14 protein-coding genes and 4 pseudogenes are annotated in these 20237 nt (G+C 57.8%); 7 read left to right on the top strand and 11 right to left on the bottom strand.

Annotation, left to right across the window (positions count from 1 at the left end; all coding sequences use genetic code 11):
- The 10 genes and pseudogenes from nifK to MF410_RS33090 form a co-directional block, all read right to left on the bottom strand.
- The gene (gene nifK, locus MF410_RS33125; protein ID WP_239621047.1) at positions 1-1542 is read right to left on the bottom strand and encodes a nitrogenase molybdenum-iron protein subunit beta; all 1542 of its coding nucleotides are present in this window, start codon (positions 1540-1542) and stop codon (positions 1-3) included.
- 122 nt (positions 1543-1664) lie between these two features.
- A pseudogene (nifD, locus tag MF410_RS33120) lies at positions 1665-3166 on the bottom strand (nitrogenase molybdenum-iron protein alpha chain).
- Positions 3167-3272: 106 nt separating this feature from the next.
- The gene (nifH, locus tag MF410_RS33115) at positions 3273-4166 is read right to left on the bottom strand and encodes a nitrogenase iron protein (protein ID WP_054186393.1); all 894 of its coding nucleotides are present in this window, start codon (positions 4164-4166) and stop codon (positions 3273-3275) included.
- 871 nt (positions 4167-5037) lie between these two features.
- The gene (locus MF410_RS36880; protein WP_345774745.1) at positions 5038-5271 is read right to left on the bottom strand and encodes a hypothetical protein; all 234 of its coding nucleotides are present in this window, start codon (positions 5269-5271) and stop codon (positions 5038-5040) included.
- A gap of 1185 nt (positions 5272-6456) precedes the next feature.
- Complete coding sequence (locus MF410_RS33110) at positions 6457-7521, bottom strand: LLM class flavin-dependent oxidoreductase (RefSeq protein WP_097622025.1); 1065 nt, start codon at positions 7519-7521, stop codon at positions 6457-6459.
- Positions 7522-7789: 268 nt separating this feature from the next.
- Complete coding sequence (locus MF410_RS36710) at positions 7790-7876, bottom strand: hypothetical protein (RefSeq protein ID WP_275593060.1); 87 nt, start codon at positions 7874-7876, stop codon at positions 7790-7792.
- Positions 7873-9465: an SDR family oxidoreductase gene (locus MF410_RS33105; protein ID WP_245433383.1), complete on the bottom strand. Its 1593-nt coding sequence runs from the start codon at positions 9463-9465 to the stop codon at positions 7873-7875. Before MF410_RS33105 ends, MF410_RS36710 begins: the two co-directional genes overlap by 4 nt.
- Entirely contained in the window at positions 9404-9958 is a 555-nt protein-coding gene (locus MF410_RS33100) for a nuclear transport factor 2 family protein (protein ID WP_097622026.1), read from the bottom strand. The genes MF410_RS33105 and MF410_RS33100 overlap by 62 nt, the downstream gene beginning before the upstream one ends.
- Positions 9959-10161: 203 nt before the next feature.
- Positions 10162-10416 carry a ferredoxin gene (locus MF410_RS33095; RefSeq protein ID WP_007636857.1) on the bottom strand — a complete coding sequence of 85 codons (255 nt, stop codon included), beginning with the start codon at positions 10414-10416 and terminating at the stop codon, positions 10162-10164.
- 20 nt (positions 10417-10436) lie between these two features.
- A complete protein-coding gene (locus MF410_RS33090; RefSeq protein ID WP_179874258.1) occupies positions 10437-11615 on the bottom strand; it encodes a cytochrome P450 in 1179 nt (392 codons plus the stop codon).
- Positions 11616-12710: 1095 nt separating this feature from the next.
- Between MF410_RS33090 and MF410_RS33085 the strand changes: the two genes are divergently transcribed.
- Complete coding sequence (locus MF410_RS33085) at positions 12711-13433, top strand: Crp/Fnr family transcriptional regulator (RefSeq protein ID WP_097622028.1); 723 nt, start codon at positions 12711-12713, stop codon at positions 13431-13433.
- 79 nt (positions 13434-13512) lie between these two features.
- Here MF410_RS33085 and MF410_RS33080 read toward each other — a convergent pair.
- A pseudogene (locus MF410_RS33080) lies at positions 13513-13797 on the bottom strand (cobyrinic acid a,c-diamide synthase); the annotation flags it as partial.
- Between the two features lie 520 nt (positions 13798-14317).
- Between MF410_RS33080 and MF410_RS33075 the strand changes: the two are divergent.
- The 6 genes and pseudogenes from MF410_RS33075 (at position 14318) to nifW (ending at position 20117) form a co-directional block, all read left to right on the top strand.
- Positions 14318-14857: a peroxiredoxin gene (locus MF410_RS33075; protein ID WP_037080445.1), complete on the top strand. Its 540-nt coding sequence runs from the start codon at positions 14318-14320 to the stop codon at positions 14855-14857.
- A gap of 74 nt (positions 14858-14931) precedes the next feature.
- Positions 14932-16385, top strand: a pseudogene (gene rpoN / locus MF410_RS33070) (RNA polymerase factor sigma-54).
- Between the two features lie 525 nt (positions 16386-16910).
- Positions 16911-17228 (top strand): iron-sulfur cluster assembly accessory protein, encoded by a 318-nt coding sequence (locus MF410_RS33065; RefSeq protein ID WP_097622030.1) that lies wholly within the window; start codon positions 16911-16913, stop codon positions 17226-17228.
- 961 nt (positions 17229-18189) lie between these two features.
- Positions 18190-19385 (top strand): annotated as a pseudogene (gene nifS / locus MF410_RS33060) (cysteine desulfurase NifS).
- A 14-nt stretch (positions 19386-19399) separates the two neighbouring features.
- Positions 19400-19753, top strand: a complete 354-nt coding sequence (locus tag MF410_RS33055; protein WP_141098819.1) for a hypothetical protein — start codon at positions 19400-19402, stop codon at positions 19751-19753.
- Positions 19734-20117, top strand: a complete 384-nt coding sequence (gene nifW / locus MF410_RS33050; RefSeq protein WP_007636875.1) for a nitrogenase stabilizing/protective protein NifW — start codon at positions 19734-19736, stop codon at positions 20115-20117. Before MF410_RS33055 ends, nifW begins: the two co-directional genes overlap by 20 nt.
- Positions 20118-20237 lie beyond the last annotated feature (120 nt).

Here is a 20237-nt window from a genome sequence, read left to right as displayed (position 1 = left end):
CTAGCGGGTCAGGTCGTAAGAATAGTCTGTCACACCCGGCTCGCTCGTCTCGCGATCGAGCTTGTCGAAGATCTTGTCGAGGATCGTCGTCAGGACGCGCAGGCCGCCCTGGTAGCCCATGAGCGGGAAACGGTGGTGATGGTGCCGGTCGAATATCGGAAAGCTCAGCCGGATCAATGGGGTGCCGGTGTCGCGCTCGAGATACTTGCCATAGGAATTGCCGATCATAAGATCTACCGGCTCGGTAAAGAGCAGCGAGCGCAACGCCCAGAGGTCCTTGCCCGCCCAGACCTGGGAATCCTTGCCGAAGGGCGAGGATGCGAGCAACGCCTTCATCTCGGCTTCCCAGGCCGACGTGCCGTTGGTAGCAAGGCAGTGGGTCGGCTCACCGCCGGTTTCCAAGACGAAGCGGGCAACGGCGTAGACGAAGTCAGGATCGCCGTAGATCGCGTATTTCTTCCCGTGCAGCCAGGCCTGGCTATCTGCCATAGCGTCGACGAGACGGCCGCGCTCCAGGCCGAGTGCCGGAGGAATTTCCTTGCCGGTAATCTCCGAGACCTTCATCAGGAATTCATCGGTCGCCTGGACACCCAGCGGATAATGGAACGAGGCCGTAGCCTGACCGACCTCCTTGCAATATTCCAGCGTTTTGCGCGTGTTATAGTGCTGCAGCGACAGGGTCGCTTCGGCGTTCAACGTCGTTTTCACGTCCTCGATCTTCGTGCCGCCGTCATACATGCGGTACGTGCCGTCAGACGGCGTGTCGAACTGGTCGGAGGCATCCTGGATGAAGATGTAGGATACGCCCATCATGTCGAGCAGGCGCTTCAGTTCGCGGTTGTTGCCGACGCAGAAGCCGTCGAAGCCGGGAATGATGTTGATGGCTTGGGCAACCTCCTTCCGCTCGTTGCCTTTCCAGAAGTTCTCCAGAATGCCCTTGATCATGCCGTCATAGCCATCGACGTGGCTGCCGACGAAGGCAGGCGTGTGAGCGAAAGGAACATCGAAGTCGTGCGGGACCGACCCTTCGTTCTTTGCGTTTTCGATGAAGCTGTGGAGATCGTCTCCAATGACTTCGGCCATGCAGGTGGTCGAGACGGCGATCATCTTCGGATCGTAGAGCTTGTATGTATTGGCGAGCCCGTCGACCATGTTCTTCAATCCGCCGAACACCGCCGCGTCCTCCGTCATCGAGGACGAGACCGCCGATGAAGGCTCCTTGAAGTGACGCGACAGATGCGAACGGTAATAGGCGACGCAGCCCTGGCTGCCGTGGACGAAGGACATCGTTTGCTCAAAGCCTGCGGCTGCGAAGACGGCACCGAGCGGCTGGCAGGCTTTGGCCGGGTTCACGACCAGGGCTTTGCGGCCCAGGTTCTTTTCGCGATACTCCCAGGTCTTCGTGAAGTCGTTTTGATCGGCAACGACCTGATCCGGGTGGGGGCATTCGAATTTAGCTTTCTTCTCGGCGAGCATCTGCCTGTATTCCGGCTCGCGGAACAGGGGAGCATGATCGAGAACTTTTTCCGCCGACTGCGGCATAGTAAGCACCTTTCTTTTCATCGCGCCGCACCGGTGGCGGCAATGGGATGTCATCTGTCACGAGTGCGGATCAAGGCCGATGGAAGGGCCTGGCCTGCCCCTTCCCAAGACAGGCCAGGCTCTCATTCGGCCGCAACCGCCTCAGCTGGCGCGGCCTTTTTTTTCCAGGGGACGTCGTAGAGATCCCACACCGGATTATTGATGGCCAGATCCATGTCGCGGGCGAATATGGCAAAGCCGTCATAGCCGTGATAGGGGCCCGAATAATCCCAGGAGTGCATCTGGCGGAAGGGGATGCCCATCTTCTGCACCGGATACTTCTCTTTGATGCCGGACCCAACAAGGTCGGGGCGGATGCCTTCGATGAACTTTTCCAGCTCGTAACCGGTCACGTCGTCATAGATCAACGTACCCTTGTTCACATAATGGCCGGTGCGCTGATAGTCGTCGTTGTGGGCGAACTCGTAGCCGGTGCCGACGATCCGCATGCCGAGGTCCTCATAGGCCGTGATGACGTGGCGAGGACGCAGGCCGCCGACATAGAGCATCACCGTCTTGCCTTCGAGGCGCGGCCGGTACTTGTCGACGACAGCATCGACCAGGGGCCGGTACTTGGTGATGACAGCCTCGGTCTTGTCGACGATTTCCGGACCGAAGTGCTTGGCTATTTCGCGCAGGGAGGTTTCGATCTGGGACGGACCAAAGAAATTGTATTCCATCCACGGGATGCCGTACTTTTCCTCCATGTGCCGACAGATGTAGTTCATCGAGCGGTAGCAGTGGATGAGGTTGAGCTTGGCCTTTGGCGCGCGCTCGACCTCAGCGAGCGTGGCATCACCCGACCAGTTGCCGACCACGCGCAGCCCCACCTCCTCCAATAGAATGCGCGTAGCCCACGCGTCGCCACCGATATTGTAGTCGCCGACGACGTTGACGTCATAAGGGCCGGTCTCGAACTCGACGTCGTTCTTGTCGAAAACCCAGTCACGGATGGCGTCGTTGGCGATGTGGTGGCCGAGCGATTGCGAGACGCCGCGGAAGCCCTCGCAGCGCACCGGCACGATCGTCTTTTCGTGCTCCTTGGCCTTCTTGCGCGACACCGCCTCAATGTCGTCGCCAATCAGCCCGATCGGGCATTCCGACTGCACGCTGATGCCGTTGTTGAGGGGAAAAGCGCCTCGATCTCGTCGATGACCTGTTCAAGCTTCTTGTCGCCGCCGAACACGATGTCCTTTTCCTGGAAGTCTGAGGTGAACTGCAGCGTCACGAACGTGTCGATGCCCGTCAGGCCGACGTAGTAGTTGCGGCGTTGCGACCAGGAATAATGACCGCAACCGACCGGCCCGTGCGAGATGTGGACCATGTCCTTGACCGGCCCCCATACCACGCCTTTGGAGCCGGCATAGGCGCAGCCGCGGATCGTCATCACGCCCGGAATGGACTTGATGTTCGATTTGACGTCGCATTCGGAAAGCGCCTTCGGCTCATCGCCAGGCTCGTCGCCGCTCGTTGCGACGCTGAGGTGCTTCTTGCGGCGCTTTGCCGCCTTGTCTGGATATTGCGCTAACACTTCCGCAATGAGCTTTTCATGCAAAACGCTGTCATTCTCGTAATCAAGGCTCATGGGCCCCTGCCCCTTTCAAGGTTCGGGTTAGGTCGTCGTCGACGAAGCGTCTTTCGTGGAAGGACGCGCTGGCTCAAGGGCCAGCGCGTCCTGTCGACAGCGGCAGTTATTGAGCCGCAGCCACCGCTGACTCCTTGGCCTGTAGTTCGGCCAGCATCTGCTCGTCGCTCTTCATGATGCCGAAGTCGAGCAGCATGTCTTCGAGCTCTTCCATGGTAATCGGGGTCGGAATGGTCCCTTGGCCCGAATTGGCATGGATCTTCTCGGCTAGCGCCCGATATTCCCCGGCCTGCTTGGAGTCCGGCGCGTACTGGATCACCGTCATCTTCCTGAGCTCGGCGTGCTGGACGATGTTGTCACGCGGCACAAAGTGGATGAGCTTGGAATTGAGCCTGGCAGCCAGCGCCTCGGAGAGGTCGAGCTCGCGGTCCGTCTGGCGCTCGTTACAGATCAGGCCGCCGAGCCGCACGCCGCCGGAATGGGCATATTTCAGGATGCCCTTGGCGATGTTGTTGGCGGCATAGAGCGCCATCATCTCGCCGGACATCACGATGTAGATCTCCTGGGCCTTGTTCTCACGGATCGGCATCGCGAAGCCACCGCACACCACATCGCCGAGCACGTCATAGGAGACGTAGTCGACATCGTCATAAGCGCCGTTCTCCTCGAGGAAATTGATCGAGGTGATGACGCCGCGCCCGGCGCAGCCGACGCCCGGTTCCGGACCGCCGGACTCCACACACTTGATGCCCTTGTAGCCGGCCTTGAGCACGTCCTCGAGCTCAAGGTCTTCCACCGAACCTTCCTGGGCTGCCAGATGCAGAACCGTGTCCTGTGCTTTGGCGTTCAGGATCAGCCGGGTGGAGTCGGCTTTCGGGTCGCATCCGACGATCAGGATCTTCTGCCCGAGGTCGACAAGCGCTGCGAGCGTATTTTGGGAGGTGGTGGACTTGCCGATCCCCCCTTTGCCGTAAAATGCGATTTGACGCAAATCTGACATATCGCCTTCCTTCTTTCGTTCCATCCATCGCTGAGTAAAAGGCCGGCAGCTCGCGCCGCCTCCCAGGGCAGTCTTCAAAACCCGTGCCATGTGGGCCGATCGAGCCGAAGCAAAGGTCTTTTTGTTGGGTTTCAGGAAGTTAGCCCGAGCCAGCACAGGAAACTGGCCAACCAACCCTAATGTCGCCGACCGGACAAAGCCGACAGACGGTGTCGTAAGGGCATCACTTGCACCGCTCGGTCGACCGCGCGGCAGGGAGACCGCGACTATCAGCAGGATCAAACGAAGCTCCGAAAACTGGAGACATTCGCACATCCCTGTAGCCAAGAGAGAAATGGTGAAGCTTTCGATCCCGCAAAACGTCGAGGGCGATCAAATCGCGAACAGTATTGAATAGGCCCGTCTTTCGCCCGAGCTTCTTTCTTGAGTGGAAGACGCCTCGCGACTTGATCATCGGGCAGTTTCCGCCCCTTCCAGGTCGCCCACGAACGGTAAGCCCGCCAGGGAACGACAAACCTTCCGCAATATTGCTCGGCCCCAAACCGCTCAGGAATGGCGCGGAAGTGTTGCGCGGCTGCCCAGCCGGCGTGGACAAAAGAAACAAAGCCGGTCGCCCGGGCTACAGGGACTCGATCAACTGACTGCGAACTGCTGAATCTTTTGTTCGCATTGAGGAATCTGCGACACCCACTCTGGCGCTTGCTCGAGTCACCAGCTTGACCGACGACGGCCGCATTCGAGGACGAGTATCATTTCGTCGAACGCTCGTTGCGTGATCGCCCTTGATGAAAAACCCTTTTGCCAGTTCCAACGCCGCGGCCGGACATGGGGCAACCATTGCCCGATTGACCCCATCTCCAACTTAAGTGGCTCAGCTCTCTTCAATGAGCCCACAGCTGGCAAGGGCAGAGACGAAATCGTGAACGTCGCATTTGGTGACGTCATACCGTTCTGATTTAAGCTCGCTCAGTATCCTTGGTAGTGTATGCTCGCCGTCCAGTTTCGAAACCAAACCGGCGACCCAAGGCGGAGGAGATTGGATGATCTTTCTTGATTTCTGGGATTCCTTCCCGATCCAGATACTCCCGTCCTCGGCTACAAACACCTGATGAGAACGCTTTAATAACGGCTTAAAGTAGTGCACGAGGGACCTCACTCGGTACGAGGGGCGACATCGCAACTGAATTTGCAGCCGGGACAGACACACCGTCGCCCTTGTTGCAGTTTGGCGACTTCTTCGCCAATGGCAGAACGCGGTGGACGGTCCGAAACATAATGCCGTTCATGCTCTTTTCCTCCTCTTCGAGCCTTTCATTGGCCCAACCCATCGCTGGCGATTTTCATCCCTTAAGGCGGCTTCGGGAGGCCCATACGGTCGTATGAAGCCCACTTCACCTTACGGTCGACTCCGCGACCAATTGCTGACAAACAAAACTCCAATCCCTCGGCATGTGGGAGATCCAAAAATCGTGCCAGCTGCGAAAAGAGCCTAGGAAAAGTTTTCCTATTTGCTCGGGGCTTAAATGCAACTGCATCAACAGCGCCCGAACAATATCGTCGCGTTTCAACAAATCGGCAGCGCCGCATGCGCGCCAATCAACCGCAGACGAGGGAGAAAACTCCGAGCAGCTCCGGCGGTGTTCTGGTACTTGCGCACCTTCAGGCAGGCCCAAGCAGGACGGGCGGTTCTGGCTCCTCGCTGTTGCAATTGATCTATAACATTGGAGAAATTCACAATGAGCAGCCGCGCATGACGAATGTCGGAAATCGATTAAATGCAGTTTGGTCGGGACCATAGCGCCGGCCGGCCTGCGAATGACACAGTGTTGCAATGTGCGACCGCGGTCCGCCGCCAAACGCGAGCGGAGGTCGGCACTTCCGCATTTCTCGATTCGATTGACGCGATGTCCATCATTTCGTCTTCTCGGCGTGCCGCAACGGGAATAAGCCGAGAACGACCTTTTGGGCCCTGCCGCCATGCACGTAGGCAGCGTTCTTCTATTCATATTCTGTTTTGGCGAATCTCGCCGGAAACGGTGGACGTGTCGACCGCAGCGGGTAATCGAGAAGCCTGCCAGTGACTGCCAAGCGTGTTACGGTTGCAGCGGAAGGCCGGCCCATGAAGACCGACCAGAGGTCTCTTCGATCGGTGGGTGCCCGGGCAAGGGCCCTTGCGGTCGATGTCTTCGGGTCGAAGAGAAGGATCTCAGGGTCATCTGGCCTCGAGCAGGGATCTATTGCGGTTATCACCTTCGTAATTTGATCGCAGATTACAGCGTCCGAAAAGCGGTTATTCTGCCACGTCAGGCCGATGCCCAAGCGATTTGTTCACCTCCGGGATGATCTTGTCTCCCCAGAGCTCGATCTGCCGCAGCATCGTCTTCTGGTCGAAATCTCCCATTTGGGTCTGGATCGCGATCTGGGTTGGTTTCAAGATATCTATCTCTTCCAGTAGCCGATCGATGACGCGATTGACGCTACCAACCGGCAGGTTCTCGCGCATCGTCTCGAAGGAGAGGTCCTGGCGCGTCGGTGTTTCATGCAGCAGATAGCCATCCAGGCTTTGCTGGCGGCGCAGAAGCAATACTTCGGAAAGCCGCCGTTGGAAGCGGGCATTATCGAGATAGCTGTTGATCTCCGCCTCCTCATCGCTGGCATAGCAGCAGCGCAGCAGTGATATCTTCGCGTCCGAAACATTCTTCCCTTTAGAAATTGCGGCTTCTTCGATGCGTTCGCGCAACACGCTCAAACTGTCCAAGCCGTCGTGGAATGCTGTGATCAACAGATTGTGTCCCTCACGATAGGCCCGCCCCATGCTGTTTCCGGACGCCGTAGCGATCCAGATTGGCAGCATTGGCCTCTGGACCGAGCGGACGGAAATCGCTGTCGGGGGTATCTTTTCGAACCGTCCGTCGTGCTCAAAGATCCTCTGATTGAGACCCTTGACAAGAATGTCCAAACATTCCGAAAAAACAGCCGGCGCCTCTTCGACATTGACGCCGAAGCGCTCGAACTCAAACTGCTGGTATCCAGAGCCGACGCCGAGCTCGAGCCGGCCGTTGGAAACGATATCGGCCAATCCAATCTCGGAGAGCAGGCGAAGCGGTTGATAGAGCGGCAACACACAGACGGCGGTGCCGAGGCGAATGATGCTCGTCAGGGCGGCGCAGTGCGCCACCATCATCAAGGGCGACGGAACCAGGCTGTAATTGTTGAAGTGATGCTCGGCAAACCATGCAGTCTGGAAGCCAGCTTGCTCTGAAAGAACTACCTGTTCGATGGAGTTGCGGATGATCTCGTCGGACGATTGATGATAACCGCGCCGCGCGGCCAGGAGGAACGTTGCAAATTCCATGATGATTCCTTTGCGGCAAATTAGCGATCGGGGTTCGCCAACTAGAAGTGGCGTGTCGGTTATCCGCTCCTCACCCCGCTCGCCGACACGGCAAACTCAGAAAGCTCGAACGCGGCCGTCTGTTTTGCTTCTCGATGAATGTAGTGCCTCGATCGGGAGCGCTTTGGGAGCATCGTGCGCCGGAGCTGCTCTCCTACGACATTGTCGGCTCCGATGGAGCCGCAGCCGGCCGTTTGGTGGATAGTCGACGATCATTGTGCAGCCTCCGCTAAATGTTTTGATGAAGTTCGCCGGCAAATGCCGCATCCCCGGCCGAGGTCCACCCGCCGTCAACGTAAAGGGTAGAGCCGGTCACGTACGATGCGTCAGACGATGCAAGGAAGAACGCTGGTCAGCGACGTCTTCCGGCCGTCCCATCCTTCCCATCGGGATGCGCCGCCTGATTGCTTTCGGATCGACGTGGCCGAGCTTTTCCATCTTCGCGACGGCAGGCGTGTGTATGTAGCCAGGCGCGACGGTGGCTGTGCGAATGCCAACCGGACCAAGTTCGGCCGCCATGCGTCGCGTCAGGATTTCCATGCCCGCTCCGAAAGCATCGTAGGCGTGGCGCGGTGCAAAGGGCAGTAATGTGTTGTTTGGTCCCAGATTTAAGATAAGGTTTCCCCGACGCATTACCTTGATCGCCTCGCGCGCGCAGGTGAAGGCGCCGGTGAGTGCGGGCTCGATCTCTGTCGGCATTTGTTCGACCTCTAACACATGATAGTTGGCCGCATTATTGACGAGGACGTCTAGCCGGCCGAAGTGCCTTCGCAATTCCTCGAACAGCGCCACCACGTTTCGACGGCGATGTCCACGGACCTCGCGATATGCTTGCCACCGAGGAAATCGGCAAGCTCTGCCGCTGCAGCGCCATCTTTGTCGGCAATTACAAGCGTCGCCGTTTTCCGCAAAGCGGCGCGCAACGGCAGCGCCTATGCAGTCCGCCCCGCCGATGACAAGCGCAATTCGCGCGGTGGAGTGCTCGGCAGGAGGGAAGAGTTCGGCTCGTGGCGTCCCGGGCACTGGCGGGTGCGCCTCGCCCGGTTGATTAGACGATCTCCAGCCACCGTCGACGGTCAGCACCGACCCGGTGATGTAACTCGCTTGCGCGCTGGCGAGAAAGCGCACCGCCCGGGCAATTTCGTCTGGACGCACCACGCGACCCATTGGCACCCGGCTGCGCACCGCGGCGAGGTCTATCTTGCCCGCGCGTTCAAGTTCCGAAACCATCGGCGTGCGTACGTACCCAGGTGCTACCGCCGCAACGCGGATGCCGCACGATGCAAACTGCCATGACAGCGATTTCGTGAACGAGATCAGGCCTGCCTTCGAGGCAGCGTAGGCGTTGCGTTTGGGATTGCCGAGCACGCCTGCCAGCGAGGCGACATTGACGATGACAGCGCCTGAGCCTATCCGTCCCGCTACTTCGCGGGCCATTGCAATGGGCCCAATCAGATTTACTGCCAAGATGCGTCGGAAGCCGTCGATAGTCGTATCAACGGTCGCAGCCATAGTAGGGCCTATGGCCGCGTTGTTGACGAGCACACCGATATGCCCGAATTGTCGTTCGATCCGATCATAAAGCGCAGGGATATCCTCCTCTCGCGAGACATCGAACTCTAGCCCAAGATGGGCGGGCCCGAGACCACGGGCCAGTTCAAGCACGCCGCTGCCAGGCAGGTCCACGGCGACGACAGTATCCCCGCCTGCGGCAAGAGTGTCCACCAGGGCATGGCCTATCCCGCCTGCAGCGCCTGTGATGATGACGATACGTCCGGCTTGTTTCATGAGATAAAAGTTCCCTGACCAACGTTGACGATCTCGAGGCATGAATCCTAATCGATCAAGCCTCACTTTCATCTTCTTGAAGGAATGCAGTCTTCCTAAATGCGTAGACGGGGTCATCGGGACATGATGCTCCGATCGGCTGCCGGCGGCCGAACTGCTCAGTCTCGGATGCCGCGGCCAAGATCTGCTCCTCGACCAGATCATAGACCACCGTCCGTTCGGCAATTCTCCAATCCCCTCCCTTTTTCAGGAACAGATCGCAATAGCGGCCGCAGATCAGGGCCTGACTTAGCGTCCCGGCCTTGTCCGGTGCGCGTTGCAGTGCGGCGAAGTAACTTTCGACGGCGGCTTTTTCCGGGCTGCTGAACTCAATCAGAATGTTCGTGATTTGATGGATGTTGCGCGGTCCCGTCTTAAAGATACCGAGGGCGAACTCGATGAAGCCCTCGGCCGAACCGGAATAGGCCCCGTGATTGTCACGTGCATCGGGCCAGTAGGAACTGCGCAGCGCCCCTTCATCGGCGCGGTCTATCCCGCGGCAATACCGATAGAGGCAGTCGCGGATCGCCTCGCGGTCGAGCAATTCGGTAATTTTTTTTTTGTGTTTCATCGCTTATCGCACATCTGATATCGGGGGCGCTTACCAATCCGGTGACGCAGCCAGCTTTCAACTGCTCGGCTGACGTAAGGAAAACCCTCTCTCTGCTTGGGCATGCATGTAAACAACTGCCCTAGAAGTAGACACCACTGGGAGAGCTGCGGGTAAGGTGTTTGGACAGCGACGGCGCCGTCATGCACCAGTTACGTTGCGTTTCAACCCCCACAATGTTGGTTGAACAAAAGGCGATCAAGCAACGCATCGGAAGTGCAATCTATCTCCAGCGCACGTTCGGGGCAGGATCGAGCGCCTCGCGATGCGAACAATTCGTCCTTCTCCTCAACATCGATTGCACCGGGGAGTATGTATCCCTCGTCGTCAAGATTGAATATTTCGGGCGCTTGGGCCCAACATCTTGCATGACCTTGGCATTTGGCAGTGTGTACTATGATGCGCATGCGGTACTCCATGTCTTTCCTCCTCTCAATTATCAGGACCAGTCCAGGATCAGATTCTCCATTCCAAACACGTGGCCACCATAGGTGATGGGCGCGGTACCATCCTTGATACGGAAGTCAGGAATGCGGGACAGCCACTCCTCCAGGGCGATGACGATCTCCTGCCGGGCAAGGTGTGATCCAAGACAACGATGGGGACCGTACGCAAAAGCGGTGTGGCGATTGTCTTCTCGTGCCAAATCGATCGTGTTCGGATGCTCGAATTCCGCCGGATCACGATTGGCAATCATTGTGGCGCAGGAAACGAAGTCCCCCTTACGGATCGGCGCGCCTTCGAAATTGATATCTTTCGTTGCCACACGGATCATCTGCACGGTCGAATAGGCGCGAAGCAATTCTTCGGCTGCGAGCACGATTCGATCCGGTTTACTCCGCAGCAATTCCTGTTCTTTGGGATTGCGCGCGAGATAGGCGAGGTCAAAGCCTATCGCCGTTGCGACCGTGTCCAGTCCGGCGACGAATAGGAGCACGCCAATACCATGGATTTCCTCGTCTCTCAACGCGCGGCCATCGACCTTTGCCTGCACGACCAAGGTCATGAAATCGTCGGTCGGTTCTTTGCGGCGCATGGCTGCGAGTTCATCGATGAACGCCAGAATCGTCCGGGCGGCTGCGGTTCGTTTGATGCCGTCGCCGTGAAGCAGGTCCCTCCCCCAGCCCACAAATGTATCGAGGCGCTCATCGGATAAGCCGAGCAAACGGAGGGAGATACTAACCGCAAAAGGAAAGGCGAAGTCGGTCAAGACGTCGCAGCTTGTGCTCGACGCGGAAATCTTGGAAATCAGCGCAATCGCCCGATCACGGACAGCCGGTTCAAGCTCCATTATCCGCTTGGGCGAAAGCAGCGGATTGAGTAGCGAGCGAAACACGCTGTGAGCCGGTGGGTCGAGTTCAAGCGGGATCAACGGCCAGTTTTCGCCAAGGGCCGACGCGAAAAGGCTCCGATGGCTGGAAAAGGTTCCGGTGTCCTGCAGCAATTTGCGTTGGTCCTGGGCGCGCGTAATGACCCAAGTACCTCGTCCATCGCGCGTATTGCAGGGAGAATAAAAGATCCGCGGCCCATTATGGAGGCAAGCGACAGCTGCGTGCGGATCCCCGTTTGGCATGCGCTCCATGCCGGGCGACGTGAACAGGCTGAAGTCCTTCACCATTTCGGGAGGGACATGTTCTGGAACCCGAATGGTAACCACTGCTTTTCTCCTGCCGTCAAAGACCCTTCGCCGAAAACGAATTTTCCTCGCAGAGGAAACGAGAAAAATCGTGGAGCGCCAGACTACCAACTTCCGCAGCGTGACGCGCCGATAACATGCGATGCAGCGATCAGATCGTCGTGCGGCTCGAAACTCACGCTGGGTTTTGGCCGAAGTCGAAATTCTTAGATGTCTCGCCCGGCTTGCCGGTCGACATCCGAATTTCACGAGGTTCCTCTCTTTCGGTGGAATGCGATCTGAGCAAAACATACATTTTGATTTCATTCGCTCCATGGCGGCCACCAAAGAATGAGTACCGGCCGACAGCTCTTGCCGCCCCGCAAGAACTTCCAAGGTTCGTGCCAATTTGATTGATTTGGCCGGCAAAAAGTTTTTTTGATTGCTTTCCCAGCTATTTAGCTTGAGCCAGAACAAAGATTGGCTGCTCAGGCCCGTGTCGCGTATCTAACAAAATCCGACATCAGGTGTCGGATACCATTTATTCAAGCGCGACTAATTTTCCGGCCACCACAGCCGGCAGTCAGAGACCTGCAGCGCGATGCATAACGATGCGCTGATGTACAGCGATGCAGTGGGATAGCTTGAGGGTGTGGTAGCTTTGAATTGCGGCATCGAGCTAAGCGGCCGAATTCCGGGAACAGCTCGACGCGTGCAACTCCTCTGTCCTCAGGATATCAGTTCTACCAGCCCCGACGACGCCACCCTGAGAGGACATCGCGGCGGCAATTTGCCGATTGGGTGTTGCCCAACAGCAATGGAATGGTGGCCTTTGCCGTCAGCCGAAACGGGAGGCGATGCCGCAGAAAGCCCGCCCAGCCGGCGGGGCGAAGATGCCGTCCGAATAAAATGCACAAGCGGCCCTGCCTCGCACGGCAAGAGCGTAGGTATGAAGACTTGATCTGGATCAAATCGCAATCCCAATGAAATTGATAGGCATCAAAGACGCGCTGGAAGAAATCGGGATAGCCGAAGTCGCAACGACCGCGTAGTCGTCTCGGCATGCCCGGCATATGCGGTTTTCGAAGGGATCAGGACATGGACGTCGCACGCAGTGAGGTTCTCGAGATTGGCACTTCCGTCGCTTGCCGTTCCTGCCAGGCGCGGCACGGCGTCGTTTGCGGCGCCTTGTCGGCTGGCCAGCTTAGCGAACTCGGCCGCCACTCGCTGCGCCGCAAGGTCGATGCGGGCTGCGAGATCATCGCACAAGGGTCGGAAAACTCTTTCTATTCGAACATCATGCGCGGCGTGGTGAAGCTCTGCAAGGTGATGCCGGACGGGCGCCAGCAGATCGTTGGCCTGCAATTCGCCCCCGATTTCGTCGGCCGGCCCTTCGTGCGTGAAAGCACGCTGTCGGCCGAGGCCGCGACCGACGCGGAGATCTGCGTGTTCCCCCGCAATTTGCTCGAACGCATGATATTGGAGACCAGGGAATTGCAGCGTAGCCTGCACGCTCAGGCGCTGATCGAGCTGGATGCCGCGCGCGAATGGATGCTGACGCTCGGCCGGCGGACCGCCGAGGAGAAGGTCGCAAGCCTGCTCCACCTCATTGCCGCCCACGCCGAGACGGCGACGGCGACGAGCACCGCCTTCGACCTGTCGCTATCGCGCGCCGAAATCGCCGATTTCCTCGGGCTGACGATCGAAACCGTCAGCCGCCAGCTGACCCGGCTGCGCAAAAGCGGCGTCATCCGCATCGAGAACATCCGGCATATCACCGTGCCCGACATGGATGCGCTCGCAAAGAAAATCAGCGGGTAATTACCACCCGCATATTGGCAGGGCCGGCTTGGCGCCAGTGTAAAGAACTGGGCCGCATTGTCGGGATGCAGACGGACGTGCCGCGCGCCGCCACATCGAGCATTCCGGCACAAAACTTTTAGTCCCGGAGCCGCCGGCTTGCAACTCGGGATAGCCGCCGGGCAGGTAGATGGCATCGCCATCGGCGGCCGGCGTCGCCAGCGAGCGGTGAGAGGAGCAAAATCTCAGCCCCGCGGCGCCGCCAGCCGAGCAACATATGCTCGTAGGCCAAAGACTACATCGCGCGCCACGGCGACCCGGGTGCCGATCGGCATCAGCCGATCGATATTGGCGGCTGCGAGCTCTTCACGCCGCGCCCTGCGATATTGGCCATCGCCGTCTGCGTGACGAAATCATCGGAGCAAGTCGCGTGCCTATGCACCGTTTGCGTTTCACCATTTTCGATGCACGGTCCGAGCCTGGCGACCCCTTTTTGTCGGGCCTCAAACATTCTTGTCCAGTTTCAGACAAGAAAAGGTGCGCGGGTAGACACACGCACGAGCAGAACCTCAAACACCGTGACCCGCGCCGGCTTCGTTTCCCGCCGCGACCGGATCGGCGGGCAGCATGCTAAAGTTCTGGTAGGCGGCAGAGACCCTGATCGAGATGCGGTCGGAAGTAGCCAACACAGCGCCCTGCCGTCAGCGCGGGACAAAGGCTTCACAATTCACCTTGCCCGCATAGGCAAGCGCTCGAATACGGCGACGAAGGCTCTGTGCTGACCGCAAGTCCAGTTCCTTCAGGTCAAATGGCATGACGCTTGCTCCCCGGCGTGTGGGCCGAGGTCGGATTTGTTAGCCGTGACCGAGAGGCCGCACATAAATCTTCCTAGAGGAGCTTCATTGATGACCATGGAAAAGCAGGTCCCTATTGTCACCTTTCGCACGCGGGTTCGCGACGAGTCTATATCCGGTCCCAACCCCTACCGCTGGGAAGACAAGACAACCGACGACTATTTCAGCGGTAAGCGGGTAATCCTTTTTTCCCTGCCAGGCGCCTTCACCCCCACCTGCTCCACTTTCCAACTGCCCGATTTCGAAAGTCTCTATGTCGAGTTTAAGAAGAAGGGCATTGACGAAATCTACTGTCTCTCCGTCAACGATGCCTTCGTCATGAATGCTTGGGGCAAGGCCCAGGGGCTGAAAAATGTCAAGCTTATCCCGGACGGCTCGGGAGAATTCACTCGCAAAATGGGTATGCTCGTCGCCAAGGACAATCTCGGATTCGGTCTGCGCTCCTGGCGCTACGCTGCCGTGATCAATAATGGCGTCGTGGAGGAGTGGTTCGAGGAGGAAGGCTTTGGCGACAACTGCGCAACCGATCCGTATGGCGTCTCTTCACCGCAAAACATTTTGAAATGCCTCAAGACCCCAGCCTTCGCATGAGCAGAGAAGCCAACGGCCAGCAGCTACCACTTGTCGCGCACACCTGCGCCGAACGATAGGAGTTTGCTCGAACCATGAAGTCCTTTACAAGCCTTCATCAGCGTCAGCAGCAATCGCTGGTTATTACGCCCCAGCTCATCGAGTCTATTCGCATGCTGCAGCTAGCGCACACCGAACTGAATCAATTCGTGGAACAGGAAATCGAGAAGAACCCATTTCTCGACCTAGCGTCGAATGACAGCGGGGCTTCTGGCGACGTATCGCCGACTGTGGCGGATAATCAAAATATCAGCGCGCGCGAAGACCACGTTGATGGGCCGGCCAGGACGGACATGCCTGAGCTGTCGAGTCCCTGGAAATCAATCCGCGACACAGGCAACCTTTCGCCGGGGAAAGGCCTTCTCTGGATGAGTTCGCCGCCTCGACTGAGACATTGCACGAACATGTCGCCCATCAGATCGCCCTCACCGCCTTCACACCCCAGGAGCGGCTGATTGCTGGCGCGCTTGCCGATCATCTGAATGACACTGGGTATCTGCAAGTGAACCTTCTGGAGCTAGCAGAGAGGCTAAATAGCCCTGAGGCTAGAGTGAAACTGGTTCTTGAGGCTTTGCAGCTATTTGACCCACCGGGCATTTTTGCGCGAAGTCTGAGCGAATGCCTCGAGATTCAGCTGCGCCAGCGAGACCGGTTCGACCCGGCCATGGCAGCTCTGGTCGCAAATCTCGAGTTGCTTGCGCGACGCGATTTTCGAGCACTGAAGCGACGTTGCCGGGTCGATGAAGACGATCTTCTCGATATGTTGAACGAAATCCGTGCCCTTGACCCAAAGCCTGGGAACCAGTTCCAGTCCGCAGGGTCGGAATCCATCATACCCGACGTCTTCGTCCTGCCCTCGCCGGGAGGCGGATGGCAAGTCGAACTTAATCGGGAGGTTCTGCCCAAGGTACTGATCAACCAAACCTATTTTGCGCAAGTTACTCGCCTAACCGCCCAAAGTTCGAAAGATCAGTCGTTCCTCAACGAATGCTTCCAGAACGCGAGCTGGTTGGTTCGGAGTCTCGATCAGCGCGCCACGACAATCCTCAAGGTGGCAACCGAAATCGTGCGCCACCAGGATGTCTTTCTGGAAGATGGCATTGCCCATCTTCGGCCTCTCAATCTTAAGACCATCGCTGACGCGATCGACATGCACGAGTCCACTGTAAGTCGGGTGACGTCGAACAAATATATTCTCACGCCCCGCGGCGTGTTCGAACTCAAATATTTTTTCACAGTTGCGATCCCCTCCTCACAAGGCGGTGACGCGCACTCGGCCGAAGCTGTGCGCCATCAGATTAGGGCAATTATTGCCGCAGAAACGCTCGATAATGTGCTGTCCGACGATGGCATCGTTGCGAGGCTCAAGGAAACTGGCGTCGACATTGCTCGCCGCACAGTCGCCAAATATCGCGAGGCGATGAACATCCCCTCGTCCGCGCAACGCCGGCGGGAGAAACGGTTTGTACTAGCGGCCGCGGAGGGATAACGGCCTTCGTACCATGGGTCACGCCCTTCCCACAATCCGCAAACCTGAGGCACATGTGACATCATGCTCTGGTCCTTCTCCATAGATCGATTTGATATGGGCTGGCGACCGCAGCCTCGTCACGGGGAGCTTCAAAAGTTGTGCCGGCTGCTTAAGAAATTCTAGAAAAGACTAGATGTCTGTTCCATAGCTCAAGCGCTTTGGCGGCTAAGCGGTTAATCACGAAGCTCGTGTCGAATTTTGATGTCGCGCAATCGACAAATCTGAAAGTAGTTGTCGGCTCCCATTCATTTTCCGCCGAACCGCTAAAATTTCGGTGCGGCGGCAACGAGAGCCTCAACCGGAAATGACAAACGGAGAGACGCGGGCAGACGTTCTGGAGTTGACGCGTTTTCGGGATGTCCGATGTTCGACGACGCAGGAATACAACACACGGGCCGGTGGAGCTCTTGGTCTTCCTCACCGCTTGGCACGGTGCATGCACGGTAATCCGAAATGCGCCATCGAACAGAAAGGAATCATCCCATGATCAAGCTCACAGAGAATGCCGCTGCCATCATGAACGTCGCGCTTTCCCGAGCCGAGCAGGCGGAAGGCTTTCGCATCGCGGTCGAGGCAGGTGGGTGCGCCGGCTACAAATACCTGGTGGGGCTGGAGAGCGTCCAGGGCCAGGGCGACGCGGTGATCGAAACAGATGGGGTCAAGGTGTTCGTTGACGCCGGCTCCCAAGCACACATCAAGGGCATGACGATCGACTTTGTGACGGGGCCTGAATCCTCCGGTTTTGTCTTCGACAATCCCAATGCGCAACAAAAGTGCACATGCGGCAAATCTTTCGGCTGATCACCGGGAAAGGGAGAGAGCCCATGTGGAATTATAGCGAAACGGTCATGATTTCCTTGTTCAATCAGAAGAACGACGGCATGCAGGAAAATCCCGTCATTGAGACCGGGGCAGCCGATCGTAGAGGGCCTGAATTGATCATCGGAGTCGACCCAAAGGTGGAAGCGTTTTCGGTGACACCGTCGTCCTTGCGTGGCAACCCAGCGACCGCCTCCTCGTCAGCGCTGGCCGAACTCATAACCCGAAAGCCCGCTGATAGAGCGCCTCGGACCGTCCGTCAGGAGACAGCAGGCTTTTTAGACTGTTTGCTGCCGGAGAAAAACGTCTGCTCATCCACGGATTATCCTGAGGCAGCAAAATTTCGTGGCGGACATCCGGGCAAGGATTACGAAGGTGACGCCCCATCTTCAAACAGTTCCGTGCCGATGAAGGGTGAGCGAAGAAGCGTGCGTGTCAAGAAGCTCGATTTCATGACCAAGTCGCTCACTTCGCTAGGTTTGGCTGTAGCCGGACGACACTCGTCCAAGCCGTCGAAGACGTGTCAGGGGTTTATACTGTACTGGTCGTCGAAAGCCTCGTTCCGGCAGAAGAGGACCATCAGACCGCCACAACAGAAATCTGAGGCCTTGAGAAGTTGGCAGGGTCGAACTCGATGTTGTAGCCGACAATCGCGTCGGGCAGGAGCAAAAAATCGCCGCCGCCTGCAACAGTTCAGTTCTCAGCGACAAGCTAGGCTGACGACCCACCTAGTTAAGCCGCCGCGGCGAATCCAGCCATTGGAAACGGCGCGAGCGCAAAGCGTTCCTCCCTTTCTGCTGATAGCGGCGATGCGACATTATCGACGCCAACGAGATCGCGCGACGCGCCTTCCAGCCCGCGCTGGCTGCCCGAGGCCAGAAAACAACAGCATGTACAAGACGCTGAAGCATTATCACCGCGTCCCCTCAGTCGAGATTGACCCATGAGAGCGATCTATCTCGACAATAATGCAACGACCAGGGTCGATCCTGAAGTGGTTGAAGCCATGCTGCCGTTCTTTGCGGATCAGTTTGGAAACCCTTCGTCGGCACACGCTTTTGGCTCCTCCATCCGCGAGGCGGTGAGGAAGGCGCGCCGGCAATTGCAAGCGCTGATCGGCGCCGAGTTCGATTATGAGATCGTGTTCACCTCGGGGGGACGGAAAGCGACAATACAGCGATCATTTCGGCGCTGGAGGTGATGCCTGAGCGCACAGAGATCGTGACCTCCGCAGTCGAGCATTCAGCGGTGCTGACACTCTGCGGCCATCTGGAGAAGACGCGCGGCGTGAAGGTACACAGGATCCCAGTGGATCGGCATGGACGTCTCGATCTTGACGCCTACGAGAACGCCCTCACTCATCGCGTAGCGATTGTTTCGATCATGTGGGCGAACAACGAGACGGGAACCATTTTTCCGGTCGCTAAGCTTGCCGACATGGCCAAGAGGATCGGTGCACTTTTCCACACGGACGCGGTCCAGGCGGTCGGTAAGGTTCCAATGAACCTCCAACCTACTGCAATCGACATGCTGTCGTTGTCCGGACACAAATTCCATGGACCAAAAGGAATCGGCGCACTCTATCTTAGACGGGGCGTATCTTTCTCCTCACTGGTCAAGGGAGGTCATCAGGAGCGCGACCGACGCGCAGGGACAGAAAATACGGCCGGGATTGTAGGTTTAGGCAAGGCTGCCGAACTCGCCTTGAAATCAATGGACGACGAGACGACCCGATTAAGGTCGCTCCGAGATCGATTGGAGAACGGCATCGTCCAGCGTGTTCCAGGCGCCTTCGTAACCGGCGATCGGCTTAAGAGGTTGCCAAACACGGCGAACATCGCCTTTCAACGTGTCGAAGGCGACAGTATGCTCCTTCTTCTCAATCGCTATGGCATCGCCTGCTCTTCCGGGTCTGCCTGCTCCTCCGGTTCGCTGGAGCCGAGCCATGTCTTGAGGGCAATGGACATCCCTCATGCCGTGGCGCACGGAACAATCCGCTTCTCGTTCTCGCGCGATAACTGTGAGGAGGATGTCGACCGGGTGCTCGAAGTTTTACCTGGCATCGTTGAGAAGCTGCGGAGCCAATCCCGTTCCGGCCACGTGGCCGACACGAGCAGCCGGGTTCGTTCAGGGGAGTAGTAGCAGGCACGCTCATGAAACGGCAATTCCTTCTCACCGATACGACCTGCATTACGGCGAACCTTCACCGGCATCGTATGAATGATCAGAGAAAAGCTGGGGCTCGTTCAGTCACACAGATCGCCGGTTCACCGCCAATGCGTGTTCATGAGGGCGTCCCGCGCCACATCATCTTATTGGATCTCTCGACACCATCGGTGGATCGATTTCGACCACCAGCCTATGCCGATTCCAGTAGCAACGCGACTGCCTTGCGGGAAACCGCGTCGAACCGCGCATTCCGTATGTTGCAGTTTAAGCTACGGGAGAACGGTCTCGAGATCACCGCTCACGACAAGGGGAAATCTTATGTGCCGTTGCTCCGCTGACAGCAGTCCCATCAATGTCGAGGATATCCTCAATCGGCTGAAATGTCTCTCAGCTGCGGAGGAGTTCTTCGCAGCCCTCGGGGTCCGCTATGACCCGAAGGTTCTCGATGTCTCACGACTCCATATCATGAAGCGTATGGGCCAATACCTCGCGGCAGAGGACTTCTCCCATCTCCCTGACCAGGTAATCGCTGCTCGTGCCCGTGCCATACTGGAAAGGGCCTACTGTGATTTCGCCACCTCCGCGCCGCTCACGCACCGGGTCTTCAAGGTGCTCAGGGACCACAATCCGGACAGACCTGTCACACCCGGCCGCACCATTATCCCGTTGGACTCCTTCCTGAAGCCGTTCGAAAAGGAATGAGCACGGTTGCGACACGACAATGTCGGGAAGCCTACAATTCAGTCATATGCTAGCAACGCCGGAATTAAAGCCGTTTCAAGGGGATAGCGAATGCCAAACGGTTGGCACGAATGATGCACG

This window comes from Rhizobium sp. C104, from assembly GCF_022354505.1.
Classification (GTDB): Bacteria; Pseudomonadota; Alphaproteobacteria; order Rhizobiales; family Rhizobiaceae; genus Rhizobium; species Rhizobium redzepovicii.
Note: the sequence above shows the minus strand (reverse complement) of the source record. Positions and strands in the feature narration are given on the sequence as shown.

Excerpts from the sequence above, each read along its gene's own strand:
- nifW (WP_007636875.1), top strand. The coding sequence starts at position 19,734 with ATGTGCCGTTGCTCCGCTGACAGCAGTCCCATCAATGTCGAGGATATC.
- MF410_RS33055 (WP_141098819.1), top strand. The coding sequence starts at position 19,400 with ATGAAACGGCAATTCCTTCTCACCGATACGACCTGCATTACGGCGAAC.
- nifH (WP_054186393.1), bottom strand. The coding sequence starts at position 4,166 with ATGTCAGATTTGCGTCAAATCGCATTTTACGGCAAAGGGGGGATCGGC.
- MF410_RS33065 (WP_097622030.1), top strand. The coding sequence starts at position 16,911 with ATGATCAAGCTCACAGAGAATGCCGCTGCCATCATGAACGTCGCGCTT.
- MF410_RS33075 (WP_037080445.1), top strand. The coding sequence starts at position 14,318 with ATGACCATGGAAAAGCAGGTCCCTATTGTCACCTTTCGCACGCGGGTT.
- MF410_RS33085 (WP_097622028.1), top strand. The coding sequence starts at position 12,711 with ATGGACGTCGCACGCAGTGAGGTTCTCGAGATTGGCACTTCCGTCGCT.
- MF410_RS33095 (WP_007636857.1), bottom strand. The coding sequence starts at position 10,416 with ATGGAGTACCGCATGCGCATCATAGTACACACTGCCAAATGCCAAGGT.
- MF410_RS33105 (WP_245433383.1), bottom strand. The coding sequence starts at position 9,465 with ATGACCCCGTCTACGCATTTAGGAAGACTGCATTCCTTCAAGAAGATG.
- MF410_RS33090 (WP_179874258.1), bottom strand. The coding sequence starts at position 11,615 with ATGGTGAAGGACTTCAGCCTGTTCACGTCGCCCGGCATGGAGCGCATG.
- MF410_RS33100 (WP_097622026.1), bottom strand. The coding sequence starts at position 9,958 with ATGAAACACAAAAAAAAAATTACCGAATTGCTCGACCGCGAGGCGATC.
- nifK (WP_239621047.1), bottom strand. The coding sequence starts at position 1,542 with ATGCCGCAGTCGGCGGAAAAAGTTCTCGATCATGCTCCCCTGTTCCGC.
- MF410_RS33110 (WP_097622025.1), bottom strand. The coding sequence starts at position 7,521 with ATGGAATTTGCAACGTTCCTCCTGGCCGCGCGGCGCGGTTATCATCAA.